The 14656-nt window shown below is 36.7% G+C and carries 17 protein-coding genes, 1 riboswitch and 1 other annotated feature; of the genes, 11 read left to right on the top strand and 6 right to left on the bottom strand.

All coding sequences use genetic code 11. The features are described from left to right. Positions 1–291 precede the first annotated feature (291 nt). Positions 292–512, bottom strand: a binding site (T-box leader). 142 nt (positions 513–654) lie between these two features. From BAQ49_RS21645 to BAQ49_RS21610, 8 genes are all read left to right on the top strand, one after another. After that, on the top strand, positions 655–1011 hold the full coding sequence (locus BAQ49_RS21645; RefSeq protein WP_071747017.1) for a hypothetical protein: 357 nt from the start codon (positions 655–657) through the stop codon (positions 1009–1011). A 122-nt stretch (positions 1012–1133) separates the two neighbouring features. Next, on the top strand, positions 1134–2525 hold the full coding sequence (gene bioA, locus BAQ49_RS21640; protein ID WP_071746995.1) for an adenosylmethionine--8-amino-7-oxononanoate transaminase: 1392 nt from the start codon (positions 1134–1136) through the stop codon (positions 2523–2525). Next, the gene (gene bioD / locus BAQ49_RS21635) at positions 2522–3250 is read left to right on the top strand and encodes a dethiobiotin synthase (protein WP_071746994.1); all 729 of its coding nucleotides are present in this window, start codon (positions 2522–2524) and stop codon (positions 3248–3250) included. The genes bioA and bioD overlap by 4 nt, the downstream gene beginning before the upstream one ends. Then, positions 3216–4403, top strand: coding sequence for an 8-amino-7-oxononanoate synthase (gene bioF, locus BAQ49_RS21630; RefSeq protein ID WP_071746993.1), 1188 nt, complete (start codon positions 3216–3218; stop codon positions 4401–4403). Before bioD ends, bioF begins: the two co-directional genes overlap by 35 nt. Continuing rightward, complete coding sequence (locus BAQ49_RS21625; RefSeq protein ID WP_071746992.1) at positions 4400–5140, top strand: alpha/beta fold hydrolase; 741 nt, start codon at positions 4400–4402, stop codon at positions 5138–5140. The genes bioF and BAQ49_RS21625 overlap by 4 nt, the downstream gene beginning before the upstream one ends. After that, complete coding sequence (bioC, locus tag BAQ49_RS21620) at positions 5106–5915, top strand: malonyl-ACP O-methyltransferase BioC (protein WP_071746991.1); 810 nt, start codon at positions 5106–5108, stop codon at positions 5913–5915. The genes BAQ49_RS21625 and bioC overlap by 35 nt, the downstream gene beginning before the upstream one ends. A 1-nt stretch (position 5916) precedes the next feature. Then, positions 5917–6915 carry a biotin synthase gene (gene bioB, locus BAQ49_RS21615; protein ID WP_071746990.1) on the top strand — a complete coding sequence of 333 codons (999 nt, stop codon included), beginning with the start codon at positions 5917–5919 and terminating at the stop codon, positions 6913–6915. Positions 6916–7097: 182 nt separating this feature from the next. After that, positions 7098–7418, top strand: a complete 321-nt coding sequence (locus BAQ49_RS21610; RefSeq protein ID WP_000549775.1) for a hypothetical protein — start codon at positions 7098–7100, stop codon at positions 7416–7418. A gap of 22 nt (positions 7419–7440) precedes the next feature. Here the strand turns inward: BAQ49_RS21610 and ribH are convergent, their stop codons facing one another. The 5 genes from ribH to BAQ49_RS21585 all read right to left on the bottom strand — a co-directional run bounded on the left by ribH (position 7441) and on the right by BAQ49_RS21585 (position 11716). Next, positions 7441–7902, bottom strand: coding sequence for a 6,7-dimethyl-8-ribityllumazine synthase (gene ribH / locus BAQ49_RS21605; RefSeq protein ID WP_000230892.1), 462 nt, complete (start codon positions 7900–7902; stop codon positions 7441–7443). A gap of 18 nt (positions 7903–7920) precedes the next feature. Further along, positions 7921–9114, bottom strand: coding sequence for a bifunctional 3,4-dihydroxy-2-butanone 4-phosphate synthase/GTP cyclohydrolase II (ribBA, locus tag BAQ49_RS21600; RefSeq protein WP_071746989.1), 1194 nt, complete (start codon positions 9112–9114; stop codon positions 7921–7923). A gap of 12 nt (positions 9115–9126) precedes the next feature. Then, positions 9127–9771, bottom strand: a complete 645-nt coding sequence (ribE, locus tag BAQ49_RS21595; protein WP_071746988.1) for a riboflavin synthase — start codon at positions 9769–9771, stop codon at positions 9127–9129. Further along, positions 9753–10865, bottom strand: a complete 1113-nt coding sequence (gene ribD, locus BAQ49_RS21590) for a bifunctional diaminohydroxyphosphoribosylaminopyrimidine deaminase/5-amino-6-(5-phosphoribosylamino)uracil reductase RibD (protein WP_071746987.1) — start codon at positions 10863–10865, stop codon at positions 9753–9755. Before ribD ends, ribE begins: the two co-directional genes overlap by 19 nt. Before the next feature lie 310 nt (positions 10866–11175). Then, positions 11176–11319, bottom strand: a riboswitch (FMN riboswitch). Between the two features lie 190 nt (positions 11320–11509). Continuing rightward, entirely contained in the window at positions 11510–11716 is a 207-nt protein-coding gene (locus tag BAQ49_RS21585; protein WP_001151582.1) for a CDGSH iron-sulfur domain-containing protein, read from the bottom strand. 139 nt (positions 11717–11855) lie between these two features. Between BAQ49_RS21585 and BAQ49_RS21580 the strand changes: the two genes are divergently transcribed. Then, positions 11856–12101: a DUF2552 family protein gene (locus BAQ49_RS21580; RefSeq protein WP_071746986.1), complete on the top strand. Its 246-nt coding sequence runs from the start codon at positions 11856–11858 to the stop codon at positions 12099–12101. A 10-nt stretch (positions 12102–12111) separates the two neighbouring features. On the opposite strand, the gene BAQ49_RS21575 is transcribed toward BAQ49_RS21580, so the two are convergent. Then, on the bottom strand, positions 12112–13035 hold the full coding sequence (locus BAQ49_RS21575; protein ID WP_071746985.1) for an alpha/beta hydrolase: 924 nt from the start codon (positions 13033–13035) through the stop codon (positions 12112–12114). An 82-nt stretch (positions 13036–13117) separates the two neighbouring features. Here BAQ49_RS21575 and BAQ49_RS21570 point away from each other — a divergent pair, with 82 nt between their 5' ends. Both BAQ49_RS21570 and BAQ49_RS21565 read left to right on the top strand, forming a co-directional pair. After that, entirely contained in the window at positions 13118–13594 is a 477-nt protein-coding gene (locus BAQ49_RS21570) for a GNAT family N-acetyltransferase (RefSeq protein ID WP_071746984.1), read from the top strand. Positions 13595–13708: 114 nt separating this feature from the next. Further along, a complete protein-coding gene (locus BAQ49_RS21565) occupies positions 13709–14635 on the top strand; it encodes a LacI family DNA-binding transcriptional regulator (RefSeq protein WP_071746983.1) in 927 nt (308 codons plus the stop codon). The last annotated feature ends 21 nt before the right edge of the window (positions 14636–14656 follow it).

Raw genomic sequence — 14656 nt, 5'->3', positions numbered from 1 at the left:
TTCGCCAATATTGTATATTTCCTTCTAAAATTTAGAATTTTGTGACAAATTACCGGTAATTGTTTTTCATCATAAAGTATAAATAATCGGGATTTATCAAGCTTTGTATCTCTCCTATTTCAAATTTTTAGGATAATCGCTTAACAAAGATTGGAATAAAAAAACGTCCCTGCATATAATTATGCAGGGACGAAGAAATCGCGGTACCACCCTAGCTTGTGAAATGAATGTATCACAAAATAAAGGGTCATATGATATGCGCTAATAAAATAAAAACGCCCCTGCAATATATGCAGGGACGAAAAATTCGCGGTACCACCCTAAATTGTGAAACAGTGTCGTTTCACCACTCTTTAGACATAACGGTCTATAACCGTCTTTCACTACTCCTTACGTTTCGCAAAAGAAGCTCCAGGGGGTAATTCATAAATCGCTCTGTACTGGTTCGCACCGACCACCAGCTCTCTGAAATCAGAAATCGAAATACTACTAAATCCTATCAACGCCGATTCATATGATGTTAGTTAAATTTTTATCATATATTAGTCTTACATGTCAATAAAAATGTTCAATATTTTTTTAGGGAAATAAAGGAGAAATGTTTTTCATACTGTAAAAACGTGCGTTATAATGAATTTGAAAGGGGAGGAAAGAGTGAAGAAAAAAATAATTCTTTTTACCACCTTACTAGTCGTTGGCGGAAGTGCTGGAATTTACACAGCTTTTGCAGCTGAATCAGTGCAATCGAAACAAAAGCAAATACAGCAGTCAGAAGTGAAGAAAGTGAAAGAAACTGAAGAGAAGAAATCGATGGAAAAAGCAGCTGCGAAACTAGGAGTTTCTACTGAGGGGAAAACAAAAGAAGAGGTTACAAAAGAAGTAGATACCGCTAGATTTGAGCAGCGTCATGATTTGTTAATTGAGCATGCTAAGCAACTTGGAATTGATACAGAAGGAAAAAAAGATGAAGAGATCATTTTAGAAATTGGAAAGATACAACATGGAAAGTAGAACAACTTATCGTATGATAAGTTGTTCTTTTTTAAGAACCATTTGATTTAAAAATAATTGACAGTCATTTAGATTTAATGTTAACTATATTTATAAACGAGTTAACATAAGGGGTGGCAATTGTGGCTGTTAATAGTAACACGAGTGAAAAATCGTCTTATACATATGAAGAATTATCGAAGAAGAATAAAGATTACGTATGGCACCCATTTACACAAATGAAAGATTATTTAGAAGAAGATCCTGTCATTATTGAACGTGGAGAGGGAAGAAAGCTATACGATGTAAATGGAAATGAATATTGGGACGGTGTTTCGTCTATTTGGTTAAATGTTCATGGACATCAAGTACCGGAACTAGATGAGGCAATTCGTGAGCAATTAAATAAAATTGCCCATTCTACTATGTTAGGACTTGCTAACGTTCCATCTATTTTATTAGCAGAAAAAATAATTGATGTTGTACCAGAAGGCTTGAAGAAAGTATTCTATTCAGACTCTGGTTCTACCGCTGTTGAAATTGCAATTAAGATGGCTTTTCAATATTGGCAGCATAAAGGAAAACCGAAAAAACAAAGATTTGTTACATTAAAAGAAGCATATCACGGTGATACGATAGGTGCTGTTTCAGTAGGAGCAATAGACTTGTTTCACCAAGTGTATAGTTCACTATTATTTGAGGCAATTAAAATGCCGTATCCATATACATATCGTTCTCCTTATGGAGATAATAAGGAACAAATTGTAAAGAAACATTTAGAAGAAATGGAAGAATTGCTACAAGAAAAACATGAAGAAGTAGCAGCTATTATTGTGGAGCCATTAATGCAAGGTGCTGGTGGGATGATTACAATGCCAAAAGGATACTTAAAAGGGCTTCGCGATTTATGTACAAAATACAATGTATTATTTATTACAGATGAGGTAGCGACTGGATTTGGGCGTACCGGGAAAATGTTTGCATGTGAACACGAGGATGTGACGCCAGACATTTTAACTGCGGGAAAAGGCCTAACAGGTGGTTATTTACCGGTGGCAATTACGGTAACGACAGATGAAATTTATAATGCCTTTTTAGGGGACTATGAAGAACAAAAAACATTCTTCCATGGTCATAGTTATACAGGGAATCCATTAGGGTGTGCCGTAGCAATTGCAAATTTAGAACTATATGAAAAAACTAATTTAATAGAAGATGCTGCGCATAAAGCAGAATATGTAGCAGCACAATTAGAAGCCCTTAATGAATATAAGCACGTAGGAGATATTCGTCAGTGTGGGCTAATGGTTGGCATTGAACTTGTGAAAGAGAAGGAAACGAAGGAATCGTTTGAATGGACAGAAAGAGTCGGTGTTCAAGTATGTAAACGCTCAAGAGAGTTAGGGATGATTTTACGTCCACTCGGTAACACTATTGTATTTATGCCTCCTCTTGCTTCTACAATTGATGAGATTGATGAGATGTTACGCATTTTATATAAAGCAATCTCGGATGTTACGGAGGGAGAGGAATGAGTGGTTTTTTTATAACAGCAACGGATACAGAAGTTGGTAAAACGGTAGTGACAGGAGCATTGGCAGGTATATTTCGAGAGCGTGGACATAATGTTGGTGTATATAAACCGTTGCAAAGTGGACATGTTGCATCAAATATTGAGGGTGATGCAGCGAGATTAAAAGCGTTATCGGGTGTACCGACAAAAGAAGATAAAATTTGTCCTTATTCCATTGAAGAACCACTTGCTCCGAGACTTGCTATGAAAAGAGCTGGAAGGACAGTAACGTTAAAAGAAATTACTGATCACTATAATGAACTATTAAAAGAGTTTAACAGCCTATTTGTAGAAGGGGCTGGTGGGCTTGCCGTCCCATATACAGAAGATGCTTTAGTGATTGATTTTGCAAAAGAATTACAGCTTCCTCTTATTGTAGTAGCGCGTCCTACGCTTGGGACAGTTAATCATACTATTTTAACAATTTCTTATGCAAAAGCACATGGATTAAAAGTAGCAGGTGTAATTTTATCTGGATGTAAAGAATATGAAAAAGAAAGAGTGCAAGAAAATAAAATAATGATTGAGGAGTTAAGTGGCGTGCCGGTTTTAGGGTTATTACCATTCCTTGAAGGAGAGTTTACAAAGGAAGAATTATTAGAATCGGCAAAAGAGCATATTATGATTTCAAAATTAGAGGAGCTCATCCAAAATGAATCAAATGTGGCGCGCGCATCTTCAATCTAAAGTAGAACAATTAAAAGAGCAAGGGCAGTATCGTAATTTACATGTAACAGAGCGATCCGAAGAGACATGGCTTATTCGAAATAAGAAAAAGATGCTAAATTTAGCATCGAATAATTATTTAGGATTAGCTGGAGATGAAAGGTTGAAAGAAGCTGCTATTGCCTGTACAAGAAAATATGGAACTGGAGCGACAGCATCTCGTCTCGTTGTAGGAAATTATCCACTGTATGAAGAGGTTGAGAGAAGTATATGCGATTGGAAAGGCACTGAAAAAGCCTTAATTGTAAATAGTGGATATACCGCGAATGTTGGGGCGATTTCTTCGTTGGCCTGCCGCCGCGATATTGTTTTTAGTGACAAATTAAATCATGCAAGTATTGTTGATGGGATTATATTAAGCGGAGCAGAGCATAAAAGATATCGCCATAATGATTTGGATCATTTAGAAAAGATGTTGCAAATAGCGTCACCAGAAAAGAGAAAATTAATCGTAACAGATACGATTTTTAGTATGGATGGAGATATTGCATATTTGAGAGGCTTAGTTCAGCTTAAAGAGAAATACGGGGCAATCATTATAGTTGATGAAGCACATGCAAGTGGAATATATGGTATTGGCGGGGCTGGATTAGCTCATATAGAAAAAGATATTACTCGGAAAATTGATATACATATGGGGACGTTTAGTAAGGCTTTAGGGTGTTATGGTGCGTATTTAACGGGTGATTCCATTTATATAGAGTATTTACAAAATATGATGAGAAGCTTGATTTTCACTACAGCTTTACCACCAGGAACATTAGGGGCGATACGAAAAGCAATTGAAATTGTGAAAGAAGATAACGAAAGAAGAGAGCGACTTATAGAGAATGGTGCATATTTCAGGACGCATTTACAAGAAGCTGGTTTTGATATTGGGAATAGCTCAACTCATATTGTACCGATTGTAGTTGGGTCAAATGAAAATACTTTACGGTTTAGTGAAAGGTTACAAGAGGTAGGTATCGCAGCCATTGCAATTCGTCCGCCGACTGTTCCGGTTGGTAGTTCTCGAGTCCGTTTTGCAGTTACGTCACAACATACAATAGCAGATTTAAAATGGGCTATTCAGCATATTATACGCATTGGTAAAGAAGAGGGGTTTTTAGTATGAAAGAGCTAAAGCTTATTTTTATTCCAGGATGGGGAATGGAAGAAGGTGTTTGGACTTTAGTTCTGCCGTATTTTAAAGGATATTCTGTTCAATGCATAGATTGGCGTAACGTGAAAGAACAAAGTGAATTTGCGGGGCGAATAATAGATGTAGCGCAGGATGAAAATGTAATTTTAGTTGGATGGTCACTAGGAGCATTAGCAGCAGTACAAGCTTATAAAAAGATTAAGGCCCAAGGTATGGTACTAATTGGTGGTACCACTAAATTTACCAATACAAGTGACTATACAAGTGGATGGAATTCCTTACATGTAGAACGTATGAAAAAGAATTTAAAGAGAAAGAAAGAAGATACTTTGAAGCGTTTCTATGAAAATATGTTTACAAAAAGTGAGCTGAGGGAGAATACAAGTTTTGAAGAGATTGCGCTGAAGTTTAAAGGAGACTCGATTCAGTCTTTACAATTAGGCTTAGATTATTTAATAGAAACAGATATGAGAAACGAATTAACAAGTGTCAAAGTCCCTTTATTACTTCTTCATGGAGAACAGGATGTGATATGTCCATTATCCGCAGCTCATAGTATGACAGAGAATACGAATGCTACGTTAAAGGTAGTAAGCGAGGCGGGGCATGCATTATGCGTAACGAATTTTGAATATTGCGCAAACGAAATCATTCAATTTGTAGAGGGGATACGACATGATCAACAAAACGTTACTGCAAAAACGGTTTAACGGGGCGGCTGTATCCTACGATCAATATGCAAATGTACAAAAAAAGATGGCGCATTCGTTACTTTCTACATTGAATCGGCGATACAGTGAAACATCATCGATACGTATTTTAGAACTTGGATGCGGGACAGGATATGTAACAGAGCAATTATCAAATTTATTTCCGAAAGCGCATATTACAGCTGTGGATTTTGCCGATGAGATGATTGCAGTCGCGAAAACTAGAAAAAATGTGGGAAATGTGATGTTTCGATGTGAAGATATTGAACAATTAAAATTAGAAAATTCATATGATGTCATTATTTCAAATGCTACATTTCAATGGCTTAATGATTTAAAAGAGACAGTGAAAAATTTATTTAACTATTTGTCTGAAGAAGGAATGTTATTATTTTCCACGTTCGGTAATACGACTTTTCAAGAATTGCATACGTCTTTCCAGCGTGCTAAGAAAGAAAAGGGGATACACAATTGTACTTCAATAGGACAACGATTCGTTTCGAAAGAACAGTTAGTGAATATATGCAAAAATCCATTAGGAAATGTACATGTTTCTGAAACGTGTTACATAGAAAGCTTTACAGAAGTTAGGGAGTTTCTACATTCTATTCGAAAAGTAGGGGCAACCAATAGTAATGAAGAGTCTTACTGTCAAAGCCCTTCACTCTTTCGTACGATGCTTCGTATATACGAAAGAGACTTCACGGGAGAAGAAGGGATAATGGCAACATATCATGCTTTATTTACGTATATAACAAAAGAGGGGAAGAGATGAAATGAAACAAGTACAAACAAAAAGGGATTGGAAAAAACTTGCATACGACGTAGTAGAAGAGAAAATGATTACGAAAGAAGATGCAATAGCAATATTAGAAGCTGATGATACAGAAGTTTTAGAAATTATGAATGCCGCCTACATCATTCGTCATCATCATTTTGGTAAGAAAATAAAATTGAATATGATTATTAATACGAAATCTGGCTTATGTCCTGAAGATTGTGGGTATTGTTCACAGTCTATTATTTCAGAAGCACCAATTGATAAATATGCATGGTTAACGCAGGAGAAGATTGTAGAAGGAGCACATGAAGCAATTCGCCGTAAAGCGGGTACATATTGTATTGTAGCATCTGGCCGTCGCCCGACAGATAAAGAGGTAAATCACGTAATTGGGGCTGTGAAGGAGATTCGTGAAACGACAGATTTGAAGATTTGTTGCTGTTTAGGTTTCTTAAACGAAGATCAAGCAGGACGCTTAGCAGAAGCGGGTGTTCATCGTTATAACCACAACTTAAATACGCATGAAAACAATTATGATAGCATTTGCTCAACTCATACGTATGACGATCGTGTTGATACAGTTCAAAAAGCGAAACAAGCTGGTATTTCACCATGCTCTGGGGCGATTTTTGGAATGGGAGAAACAATTGAAGAACGTGCTGAAATAGCATTTGAATTACAACGTATAGATGCAGATTCTATTCCGTGTAATTTCCTCGTTGCTGTAAAGGGTACACCGCTTGAAGGACAAAAAGAGTTAACACCTGTAGAATGTTTAAAAGTATTGGCGATGATGCGTTTCGTAAACCCAACAAAAGAAATTCGTATTTCAGGAGGTCGCGAAATTAATTTACGTTCTGTACAGCCACTCGGCTTATTTGCAGCAAACTCTATTTTCGTAGGGGATTACTTAACAACAGCTGGACAAGAACCGACTGCGGACTGGGGTATGATTGAAGATTTAGGTTTTGAGATTGAGGAATGTGCACTATAAGATAGAGGAAAAAGCAAACTTGTAAAAGAGTTTGCTTTTTTTGTAAATAAAATGTAATAAAAGGCTATTATCACTTGATACGAATGGGTTTTGAGTGAGAAAAATAATTTTTGTGGACGAATTTTCCAAGCCCTAGTTGTACATAGTAAATATGTAATTTATATTGGGTTGGAGGATTTTACATGCACAAATACATATTAGCGATTATGACCTGTCTAATTTTAATAAAAGCAATAAGTACTGATCCAGTTAAGGCCGCTGAAAATCCTGAACAAAAAGAGATGCAACAAAGAATTGAACAACATTTTCGAACGAAAGCTGAACATTTTGGATTGAAAACGGAAGGGAAAGATTTAAAGGAAGTACGAAAAGAAATTACTATTATAGAAGAAGCGAAAAAAAGAGAGAATGTATGGAGAACAGCGCAAGCACTTCGTATAAAGACAGAAGGAAAAACGATGAATGAATTAATAAAAGATGTACGAAAAAAAGCGAAAAAATAAAAAGAGGCCGCAGCCTCTTTTTTTATGCCCATTGTTTTGATAAGTGAGCCATTTCAATGGCAGCAACGGCTGATTCATATCCTTTATTACCAGCTTTCGTACCTGCACGTTCAATCGCTTGTTCAATGGTTTCTGTCGTTAATACACCGAAAATAACAGGGATGTCAGTTTGTAGTGATAAAGACGCAACACCTTTTGCTACTTCATTACAAACGTAATCGTAATGCGTTGTAGCACCGCGGATTACGGTACCTAATGTAATAACAGCATCGTATTTTCCACTATTCGCCATCTTTTTAGCGATTAAAGGAATTTCAAATGCACCAGGAACCCATGCAACATCAATATCATTCTCTTCTACACCGTGACGCTTTAATCCATCTAAAGCTCCGCCAAGTAACTTGCTTGTAATAAACTCATTAAAGCGCCCAACAACAACCCCAACTTTTAATCCTGTACCAACTAAATGACCTTCGAATACCATAATTTATCTCTCCCTTAATTATAAGTTTAGTAAATGTCCTAATTTGTTTACTTTCGTTTGTAAATACGTTTTATTTTCTTCTTTTGTTGGCATTTGCAGCGGTACACGCTCGGTTACTTCTAAATCGTAACCTTGTAAGCCAGCAATTTTTCGTGGATTATTCGTTAATAATCGTAAACTTTGTAAGCCTAAATCTTTTAAAATTTGAGCCCCAATACCGTAATCACGAAGATCAGCTGGGAACCCAAGTTTTTCATTTGCTTCTACAGTATCTAACCCTTCTTCTTGTAACTTATAAGCACGCAGCTTATTAAGAAGACCAATACCTCGTCCTTCTTGTCTCATATAGAGAAGAACACCTTTACCTTCACGCTCAATTTGAGCAAGTGCAGCATGTAGCTGTGGTCCGCAATCACAACGGCACGAACCAAATACATCGCCTGTTAAGCATTCAGAATGAACGCGTACAAGTACAGGTTCGCCTGTTGAAATATCACCTTTTACGAGTGCGATATGTTCTTTCATATCTAATGAGTTAGAATAGCCAATTGCATGAAAAGTACCGAAATCTGTAGGTAATGTAATTTCCACTTCTCTCGTCACAAGTGTTTCGTGATGACGGCGATAAGCAATTAAATCTTCAATTGTAATCATTTTTATATCGAATTGTTTTGCACACTGCATTAAATCAGGTACACGTGCCATCGTCCCATCTTCATTTATAATCTCGCAAATGACGCCAGCTGGCTCAGTTCCGCAAAGTTTTGCTAAATCGACAGCAGCTTCTGTATGACCCGCGCGGCGAAGGACGCCACCTTCTTTCGCGATTAATGGAAAGATATGTCCAGGACGGTTAAAATCAGTTCCTTTAGATGCGGGATTCAATAATTCCTGTATTGTTGTAGCGCGCTCATGAGCACTAATGCCTGTTGTTGTAGAAACGTGATCGATGCTTACTGTAAAGGCAGTATGATGCGAATCCGTATTATGAGAAACCATTGGTTCTAACTGTAGACGTTCTGCGTACCCTTCCGTAATCGGTACGCAAACGAGACCACGACCGTGTGTAATCATAAAATTAATCGTTTCTGGTGTAATGTACTCTGCTAAGGCAATAAAATCGCCTTCATTTTCCCGGTTTTCATCATCACATACGATAACGACTTTTCCTTGTTTTAAATCTTCTAGAGCTTCTTCAATACGATGAAACATTGTGCTTCCCCCTTATAGAAATCCGTTTTCTTGTAAAAAGCTTTCGGTCATTGAATCTGTTCTTTTTACAGGTTTAGTAATAAAGCGTTCGATATATTTACCAATCATGTCACACTCAATGTTTACGATATCTCCAGCATTCTTGTCCCCGATAACAGATTCGCTTACTGTGTGCGGGATGAGTGAAATGGTAATAGAAGAATCGTCTATATCAAATATCGTTAAACTCGTTCCATCAACAGCAACGGATCCTTTATGCAAACAATAGCGTAGTAATTCATCAGAAATTGCTATTTTGTAATAGACGGCATTGTAATGTTGTTTTTTAGTTAAAATCGTACCGATACCATCGATATGTCCGGTGACGAAATGTCCACCGAATCGTCCGTTTGCAGCCATCGCCCGTTCTAAATTCACTTTGGAACTGGGCTTTAGCATACGAAGTGATGTTGCTTTCATTGTTTCGGGCATTGCGTCGACAGTGAATGAAGTAGTTGTAAAATTAGTTACGGTTAAGCAAATGCCGTTAACCGCGATACTATCACCCAGCTTAACATCCGATAAAATTTGATTTGCGCTAATAGTTAGTTTCATTGCTTCCCCGCTTTGAGTCATGCTTGATATCGTTCCTAACTCTTCTACAATTCCTGTAAACATTCCGTCACCTCGCTTTTTAAGGTTGCAACAATTTTTATATCATTACCAATTTGTTTCATCTCTTGAATTGTTAAGGAAAGTGCGTCTTGTAACTTCGAAAAACCAGCTCCGCCAAATAAAGTGGGTGCATCTTTTCCACCAATTAATTTCGGGCTTATATAGGTCACAATTTCATTAAAACTATTTGTTTTTAAGAAGTTTGCATGCACCGTTTGACCACCTTCAACGAACAGAGAAAGAATTTGTTTTTCACCGAGTAGGGATAGGACATCTTGTATTTCAATTTGCTGTGTTTTCATTTGGAATACAGCTATATTGTTAGATTCATAAGACGCTATTTTCTCTTTATTTACATCCTTACCGACAATAATCCATGTCGGAGTTAAGCCATCTGTTATGACATGAGAAGATGGCGGCGTTCGTAAGTGGGTATCTAAAATAACACGTATAGGATGTTTACCTCCGTTTGGAATTCGTGTTGTTAAGTGTGGATTATCAGTTAGAACTGTATTCACACCGACTAGGATAGCATCATGCATATGACGATATTGGTGAACATCAGCGCGTGCTTCTTTGCCTGTAATCCACTGGCTTTCACCCGTTACTGTTGCTGTTTTTCCATCTAAGCTCATTGCTGTTTTTATTGTTACAAAGGGACGTTTCGTTTTCATATAGTGAAAAAAGTATCGATTTAATAAAGTGGCTTCCGCCTCAAGAACACCAGTAGTTACCTCGATTCCAGCTTCTTCTAATCTCCTTTTTCCATTGCCAGAAACGAGTGGATTGCAATCCAGGGTAGCAATTACAACGCGCTGAACTCCTTTTTCAATGAGTAATCCACAGCAAGGGGGTGTTTTTCCAAAATGGCTACATGGTTCAAGTGTTACATAAACAGTAGCGTCTTTTGCTCTTTCACCAGCCATGTGAAGAGCGTGAACTTCAGCATGTTCTTCACCAGCATGCATGTGGGCACCTATTCCAACAATGTTTCCATCTTTTACAACAACAGCACCAACCATAGGATTTGGACTCGTTTGACCAGTTGTACCTTGTGCTAACTGCAAGGCAATCCTCATATATTCTTGATCTGTCATTCTCTTCACCTCTCCTGAAAAAATCAAAAAACCCCAAGGATATAAAATCCTTGGGGTTTGGGAGACGTGATTTCTAGAAATATAGTTCGAATACGAAAGTATAGGAAAGAAACCTAACGATGACTGATATTTTGGCATAAGGAAAAAAGCCTAGCAAAATATCGAATTTTTCAAACGCTAGTCGTATCTTTTTATTCCAGTATAGAAACATAAGTATACAAAATAAAACATATATAAAGATTCAAAATGAAACTTTAAAAATATGCATACTGAAATAAAAGTGTATTCGCTATATAAAATTACTAGAAAACATATCCTTCTCCCATCCAGACTATACTGTCGGCCCTAGAGTTTCACTAGATCCACCGTTTTCGAGTTGAAAACGGGTCACGGACTTAGAAGTTTGCACTTCATCACCGCCGGTTGGGAATTTCACCCGACCCCGAAGGATGTTGTTTGCTCAAATTATAGCACAAAAAAAATAAAAGGCTAGAAAAAAATATTCGAATGTGAAGAATTGTGTGAAAATATATGTAGGCTGGAATGGGGAAAAAAGTATGAGAAATGTTGTAAGGAGAAGGGATATAACGGAGTTGCTAAAAAGAAAAAACATGCACAAAAAAATGTGCATGTTACGTACAAAACTATTCTGCCTCGGGTGCTCTAACAACAGACTCGAATTTGCCTTTATGCGAAGCATCGCAATAAGGCATGTTTTTCGATAAACCACAACGACATAAAGAAAATGCTGGTTTTGCTGGGAATACATTCCCCTGTGAGTCAACTAATTCCACGTCCCCTGTAACGCGAAAAGAGCCATTATCATTTACTTTAATTTGTACTTTTGCCAACCTTATCCCTCCTTCCCAAACGCTTAATCTCATCATATAATCAGGGAGAGTACTTGACAATACAAAAAGAGCACTTTATTTGAGAGAGAAGAGAGTGTTATAATAGTTTTTATAACTGACTAGAGTAAGGTGACGAAAGATGGATAAAAAATTACGAACACTACAAAATATTGCAAATGAGCGCACGTGGGCATCATTTTTGAATGATAATCATCCATATAGTTTACTTCATTGGTCAATCGCAGGTGTAGGACAAGAACCGAAAGATGTTTGGTTATTGCAAGATGAGGTGACCTTTCAAACGACGGAATTTCTGACGCTAGATGAGGCAATAAAGTGGATTTCTGAAAATATGGAACAAGTTACAGACGTTTTAGCGCAGTAAAAAAACAGGCTTATGCAAGCCTGTTTTTTGTTTCTTTTACATATGTGTTTAAAAATTGATCGATGGCAGCTTCGTACTCTTCTTTATTTTCATTATAAGAACAAGCGTGTGCACCATGTTCTGCAATATAAAGTTGTTTATTATTTTCTTTCGCTTCATAAAGTGATTTCGTCATATCAGATAAAATATAGTCATCATCTTTACTGTGTATAAAAAGAACAGGATTATTAATGTTTTTTATACAATCAATTGGTGAAACTTCACGAATTGTATAGCCGTCACGAACTTTTAAAAAGGCATTTGCTAAAGGTAATAAAGGCCATTTTGGCAAATGAAATTCAACCTTTAAACGATGTTGTAACTGTCCATAAAAATCAGAGAAAGGACAATCAGCAATATAAAAATCGGCACCATCTTCTACAAGTCCCGCATATTGAAGAAGAGTTGCAGCACCCATAGATTCCCCATGAATTCCGAGTGTAATATTCGTTCCAAAACGATCTTTTAGCCAGTCAACTACTGACTTTAGATCATGTTTCTCATAATAGCCGTAGCTTGTCGTTTTACCACCAGTTTTACCATGACGGCGATGATCATAAATAAATACGTTATATCCTCTGCTTAAAAATAAGTTTGCATATTTAACAGAGTTCATTTTATTTACAGTCACACCGTGGCAAAAAATCATAAATTTATTAGAATGACCAGCTGGCATGTAATATCCATGAAGTTCATATCCGAATTGAGAAGGGATGTGAACCTCCTCTTTTTGAATCGCGTTAAAATCGTCCAAATGAAAATGTTTTCTCGTTTCGCGTTCTAAAACTTCTTCCTCTGTTTTTTTCTTCAAGTACATAACTTTATTTGTAAAGAAAATCCCGATCGCAGTTAGTGCACCTAGTATAGTAAACAATGCTGTAAAAAAACGTTTCATACTTTACCTCATCCTCCAAATACCTCTACATATGATACACTTACATTGTATCACAATGATATAAAAAGGGGAGAAATCGTCTATGGTTCATATACAAAAAATCACACCAGAAATGAAAGAAACAATTCGGGGGTTTATGTGTGAAAACTGGGGGAGTTCAATGATGGTCTCGCGAGGCAGAGCACATCAATTAGAACAATTACCTGGTTTTATCGCACTTAAAAATGACAGAATAGTGGGAATTATAACGTGTGAAGTGCTAAAAAACATGTGTGAAATTGTATCGTTAGATAGTTTTGAGGAAGGAAATGGGATTGGAACAAAACTGGTGGATTGTGTATTGCAAATGGCAAGGGAAAATGAGTGTGAAAAAGTGTGGCTCATTACGACGAATGATAATATGAACGCACTCCGATTTTACCAAAAACGTAATTTTATAATGACGAACTTATACATGGATGCCGTAAAGGAGGCGCGAAAAATAAAGAAAGAAATTCCGTTTATTGGTTATGATAATATTGCAATTTCACATGAAATTCAGTTGGAGTATACTTTGTAAGTAAAGTGAAAGTTATGTAACAATTTTCAGAAATATAAAACAATATTCTTGACGAATGTTATATTTTGGTTTAGTTTAAAATTGTAATCTATTACCATATTAAGGGGTGACGATGTGGCAACTATACGTGATGTTGCAAAATTGGCCGGTGTTTCAGTTGCAACCGTTTCAAGAGTTATTAATGAAAAAGGATATGTCCATGAAGATACGGTAAAACAAGTAAAGCAAGCAATTGAAGAGTTACAATATAGACCGAATGCTACAGCAAAGCCTTTATTTAAGCAACCTTCAACAATGATTGCATTACTGGTAGATACTTTGCATAATCCATCATACATCACTTTGCTCCGTTTCGTTGAGGAAATAGCATATAAAGAAGGGTATCAAGTAGTAGTTTGTAATATAGAAAATAAGAATATATACATAGATATGTTGGCGCAAAATAACATCGCAGGCGTTATATTGACGAAATCTGTTTTTCAAAGTATAGGAGAAATCTCACTTCCTTTCGCTGTGCTTGAAGAACGACAATCTCTGACTAGTTATTATGAAAGTGGGCAGAAAGCTGTTTCTTTATTGAAAGAGAAAGGCTGCCAGTTTCTTGCTTATATTGGCGAGGGAGTAGAAAGTGAAGAAATGGAAGAGCATGTGGCAGGGTTTTTAGATACTGCTTGGAAAGAAGGACTTTCTTATCGAGAGGAAATTGTACAAGGGTATACGAATCAACAGTTTCTTGAATTGTTACAAAAACATCCATACATAGATGGGGTTGTAGCTTCAAGTGATAAGATAGCTATTGAGCTAATCAGGGCGGCGAAAACGCTTAATATTCATATACCAGATAAGTTGCAAATCATTGGATTTAACGGGAGTGCAGAGGGTGAATGGATAAGCCCATCATTAACGACGATTGGAAGTTATATCGAAGAAAATGGGGAAATAGCATTTCAGCAGTTAATAGGAAAAATAAAGAAGAAACAAGTGGGACAAGAAGAAGTGGAAACAGAATTTAGATGTATTGAGAGAGAAACAACAAAGTAAAAGGTGCGTTGATAAAACGCA

Origin of the sequence: Bacillus proteolyticus, assembly GCF_001884065.1 — a bacterium.
Classification (GTDB): Bacteria; Bacillota; Bacilli; order Bacillales; family Bacillaceae_G; genus Bacillus_A; species Bacillus_A proteolyticus.
Note: the sequence above shows the minus strand (reverse complement) of the source record. Positions and strands in the feature narration are given on the sequence as shown.

Bases quoted from the DNA above. Each gene is read 5' to 3' on its own strand.
- BAQ49_RS21625 (WP_071746992.1), top strand. From the start codon at position 4,400: ATGAAAGAGCTAAAGCTTATTTTTATTCCAGGATGGGGAATGGAAGAA.
- ribH (WP_000230892.1), bottom strand. From the start codon at position 7,902: ATGGTATTCGAAGGTCATTTAGTTGGTACAGGATTAAAAGTTGGGGTT.
- bioD (WP_071746994.1), top strand. From the start codon at position 2,522: ATGAGTGGTTTTTTTATAACAGCAACGGATACAGAAGTTGGTAAAACG.
- ribD (WP_071746987.1), bottom strand. From the start codon at position 10,865: ATGACAGATCAAGAATATATGAGGATTGCCTTGCAGTTAGCACAAGGT.
- ribBA (WP_071746989.1), bottom strand. From the start codon at position 9,114: ATGTTTCATCGTATTGAAGAAGCTCTAGAAGATTTAAAACAAGGAAAA.
- BAQ49_RS21580 (WP_071746986.1), top strand. From the start codon at position 11,856: ATGGATAAAAAATTACGAACACTACAAAATATTGCAAATGAGCGCACG.
- bioC (WP_071746991.1), top strand. From the start codon at position 5,106: ATGATCAACAAAACGTTACTGCAAAAACGGTTTAACGGGGCGGCTGTA.
- BAQ49_RS21610 (WP_000549775.1), top strand. From the start codon at position 7,098: ATGCACAAATACATATTAGCGATTATGACCTGTCTAATTTTAATAAAA.
- BAQ49_RS21575 (WP_071746985.1), bottom strand. From the start codon at position 13,035: ATGAAACGTTTTTTTACAGCATTGTTTACTATACTAGGTGCACTAACT.
- bioF (WP_071746993.1), top strand. From the start codon at position 3,216: ATGAATCAAATGTGGCGCGCGCATCTTCAATCTAAAGTAGAACAATTA.
- ribE (WP_071746988.1), bottom strand. From the start codon at position 9,771: ATGTTTACAGGAATTGTAGAAGAGTTAGGAACGATATCAAGCATGACT.
- bioB (WP_071746990.1), top strand. From the start codon at position 5,917: ATGAAACAAGTACAAACAAAAAGGGATTGGAAAAAACTTGCATACGAC.
- BAQ49_RS21570 (WP_071746984.1), top strand. From the start codon at position 13,118: ATGGTTCATATACAAAAAATCACACCAGAAATGAAAGAAACAATTCGG.